At 70.8% G+C, this 3,739-nt stretch carries 2 protein-coding genes and 1 pseudogene; all 3 read right to left on the bottom strand.

All coding sequences use genetic code 11. The features are described from left to right. Positions 1–2,686: vWA domain-containing protein (locus BKN37_RS26320; protein ID WP_071030164.1), on the bottom strand; the 2,686-nt coding region annotated here is incomplete at its 3' end. 10 nt (positions 2,687–2,696) lie between these two features. Continuing rightward, positions 2,697–3,242, bottom strand: a complete 546-nt coding sequence (locus BKN37_RS26315) for a hypothetical protein (protein ID WP_071030162.1) — start codon at positions 3,240–3,242, stop codon at positions 2,697–2,699. A 194-nt stretch (positions 3,243–3,436) separates the two neighbouring features. Next, positions 3,437–3,739, bottom strand: a pseudogene (locus BKN37_RS29420) (DUF4190 domain-containing protein); the annotation flags it as partial.

Genomic DNA, 3,739 nt, shown 5'->3' with positions numbered 1-3,739 from the left:
GGCCGGCCCCGGCCCCCGCGAACGGGTCCGCCGGGCCCGCCGCTCCGGCGGCCGCGAACGGGTCGGCGCCCGGTGGCCCCGCCGCGGCGGCACCGAACGGGGACGGCGGCGGACCGCCGCCGGTCAACAGGTTGGCGCCGGCCGCGCGTTGCCGCAGCCCGGCCAGCAGGTCGGGCAGCCGACGTTCGATGTCCTCGTACAGTTTTTGGCGCTCCGGAACGTCGGACTGCCCGCGCACCATCAGCAGCACCTCGGCGCGGTTGTCCGCACCGCCGGGATTGTGCAGCAGCACCCACTTGCCGTGCACCGCCAGCGGCAGCACCGCGTGCACGCCGCTGGCGTCGGTGGACGGGATGTCCGAGCCGGCGCTGAGGTACCCGGGGGCGGCCACCTTGACCTGCGCGGTGCCGAACGGGCTGCGGCCGTTGACCGTCGACAGCTGCACGCCGTGCACGGTGAGCTGGCGCGCGCCGCCGGCCAGCCCGGGAACCGGGGTGACCAGGTCGGTGTCGGCCATCGCGAACGGTTCCCCGTTGCGCTGCACCGCACCGGCGTCGACCTCGACGGGGATCCGCTCGGCCAGCATCGGCACCCCGGGGATCTTGCCGGTGTACCACTTGGCCGCGTACAGCAACGCCAGCGGGATGCCCGGGCCCAGCAGCAGCGCCGCAATGAACACCAACACGAAGTTGGTGGTGCTCAGCGGTTTGGTCATCGACGCGGAGAACGTGACGTCGACGGTCTGCGCATCGTCGGGTTTGTCTTGCGGCGCAATGTGAACCGGCACGCTGCCGTTGAGCCCGCCGTGTCCGTCGTGGTCGGTGTGCAGCGTGACCGGCAAGGTGGCCTTCTGGTCCTTGTCGACCTTGAGGCAGTTTCCGGGGCCGGAGGACGACGAGGTCACGCTGACGGTGCCGATGCCTTCCGGTCCGGCCACCACCTTCGTCGCTTCCCCGTCGGCGATCCACACACAGCCCGGGCCGGTGACCTCCAGCTGCGCGGTGGCCCCCTTGGTGCCCTGCACATCCCCGAAGTCGATGTGCTGGCCGGGCACCGGCAAGCCGACCTTGGGCAGGATCTGCATCGGCGAATCCACCTGTTGCGGCGACAGTTTGGTGCCCGGCGCGATCTGCGCGCCCTGCGGGTCCTGGGCGGGCGCGGTGGTGATCACCAGCGACATCCGCAGGGTGGCCGCGCCGGCCTTCACCTTGGTGAGGTCCACGTCGATGGGGTCGCCGATCGCGGCCTTGGGCACCGAGGTCAACACCTCGACCGGCGCCCCGCCGTCGACCGCCAGCGACGCCGACATCACGGCATCACCGGCCAGGGTGGCCGGATCGATCGGTGTGCCGGCACCGTCGACCAGCCCGAACTTCACGCCCTTCATCACCTGGCCGGCGCGCCACGGCGAGTCGGGATCGGCCTGCAGCGCCGGGAAGATGTCGGTGGAGATGTGAATGTTGACCCGGGAGACCGCGTCGCCGTGCTGGCCGGTGGTGTCGACGTACACGATCGCCCACTGGCCCGGCCACTGCGGACTGTCCGCGCTTTGAATCGACACGGTTTGCGCCGAGTCCGACTGCCATTCGAATTGCACCGGCATCCCGTCGAGGGTGCCCTGCTTTTTGCCCTCTTCCTTGGGCAGCTGCAGTTGCTGCCCGGACGGGGAGATCAGATACGGCACGATGCCGGGCAAGCCGCCGGAGCCGAGGATGTTGACCGCCTTGACCGAGCGGTCCAGCACGAAGTTGTGTCGCGCCTCCTGGCACACCTGGCCCTGCTGACACACCGGTTTGGTGTCGTCGATATGCGGGTCCGGGTTCAGCGCATCGAACGCGAACAGCATCTGGTCGATGTTGGACACCGGGTAGAAGTCGCCGGGTTTGGGTTTTTTGATGCCGCCGCAGCTCTTCCCGTTCAGCCCGGTTCCGGTGGCGATCGCCGACATCACGTCGAAGTCCGCATTCGAGGCCGCCTGGTCGCCCAACCCGACGGCCAGCATCACGATGCCGTCGGAGCGCAGCTGGTCGGCGACCCCACCGTCGCGGCAGATGCCCTCGGTGGCGCGGTTGATCATCTCGTCGACCCCGGCTTGGGTGCCCAGGTCGACGTCGGGCGCGTACGGCTTGGAGCCGGCCCGCGGCGAGTAGTCGATCTTGCCGTCGGAGAACCACGAAATCGCTTGGCACCGGTTGGGGTCGCCCTGGGTGTGCGACGCCAGCGTCTGCCGCGCGCCATCCAGCGCCAGCCAGTAGTCGGTGTCCAGCCCGTCGTTGCGGCGGGCCAGGGTGTCCAGGTTGGTCTTCACCGAATCCGCGGACGCTTCCGATAGCGGCGCCCAGTCCGCGCGCACCGTGTAGCTGTCGGAGAAGCCGGCGATGGCCACGTCGAGCTGGGAATGGGTCCGGTCGGCGTACCGGCCCAGGGTGTCGACCAGATACTTGGCCGCCTGCACCCGCGCCGCCTGCGCGTCGGTGCTTTTCAGGCTGCCCGACTCATCCACCAGGATCAGCAGGTCGCCCGCCTTCTGCGAGGCCAGGCAGGCCCCGAAGCGGTCGGCGCCGGCGGTGTCGCCCTCCGCGTGCGCGGTTCCGGTTGCCCAGCCGCTGCACGCGAAGCCGAACGCCAGCACCGCGGCGGCCACCAACCGCAGCACCGAACCGCACCGAACCAGCCGTGAACCCATCGTTATGTCCCTACTGCCTGCCGGCCCATAAGGCGATCTGCCAGGCGCCGATGCCGATCCCCACCGCACACGCGGCCAGCACCACCCAGTAGGCGGTGGATAGCCAGGTCGGCGCCGAGTACACCGAGCTGAGCCGGCGGCGGGTGTCGGCGGCGTTGAACCAGGCCAGCACGCCGATCGCGGCGGGGCCGGCCAACAGCCAGCCGGCGAAGGCCAACACCACCGTGGATCCGGTCACCGTGGCCGCCACGCCAAAGATGATGCCCACCAACGCGACCGCCAGCGCCGCCGCCACCAACTGCAGCGGGGGGCCCGCCACCGCGAGCGACCCCATCGTGGCGCTGCGCGCCGGCCCGCCGAAGGCCTCGGCCGCGGCCGGTGCCGGCGGTTGACCGGCGAACGGGTCAAAGCCGCCGGCCGGTGGCATGGCCGGCGGCGGCGCGCCTAACGGTGCCGGTGCGCCCAGCGGCGGCGCGACCCCGGGCGGTGGGCCCGGCGGCGGGCCCGGTGGTCGGCCACCGAAGTCGCTGAAGTCGAACGGATTGGACGGCGGCATGTCAGGCCCCCGCCACCGCGCCCGGCCGAACACGCAGCGCGGCCGGTGTAACGACGGTGTTGGTGCTATCCATCAGTGCTCCCAGGCTGTGGCAGGTGATCTCAGTGTTTCATGGGCGGCATCGGGCAGGTGTGCGAATAGCGGCCGCCCCGACCGGCCCGACCGGGCGATGGCCGGCCCCCACGGAAACGCGCTCATTGGCCGTACTTCGTCAGGCATGCGAATACGGTTTCGTCGCCGTTGTACAGGACCGATTTCGTGGTGGCCGGGCACTGATCCTGGTTCGGCACCACCTGCAGGACCTGATAAATCCCGTCACCGGCCTGGCAGGACGCCCGATAGATCGTCACGTTGGTGGCACCGGGTTTGTTCGGATCGGTGCCGCCCTCCTGGATCTCGATGCAGTCGCCGGCGTGCAGCTGATCCACCGTGGCGGTGGGGCGCCCCTGCGGCGGCGGGCTGGGCGCGCTCGGCCGGCTCCGCGGGGCGCTCGGGGT

This window comes from Mycobacterium talmoniae, from assembly GCF_001854525.1.
GTDB classification, from domain to species: Bacteria; Actinomycetota; Actinomycetes; order Mycobacteriales; family Mycobacteriaceae; genus Mycobacterium; species Mycobacterium talmoniae.
The sequence above is the reverse complement of the archived record's forward strand: the minus strand, read 5'-3'. Positions and strand labels throughout refer to the sequence as shown.

Bases quoted from the DNA above. Each gene is read 5' to 3' on its own strand.
- BKN37_RS26315 (WP_071030162.1), bottom strand. From the start codon at position 3,242: ATGCCGCCGTCCAATCCGTTCGACTTCAGCGACTTCGGTGGCCGACCA.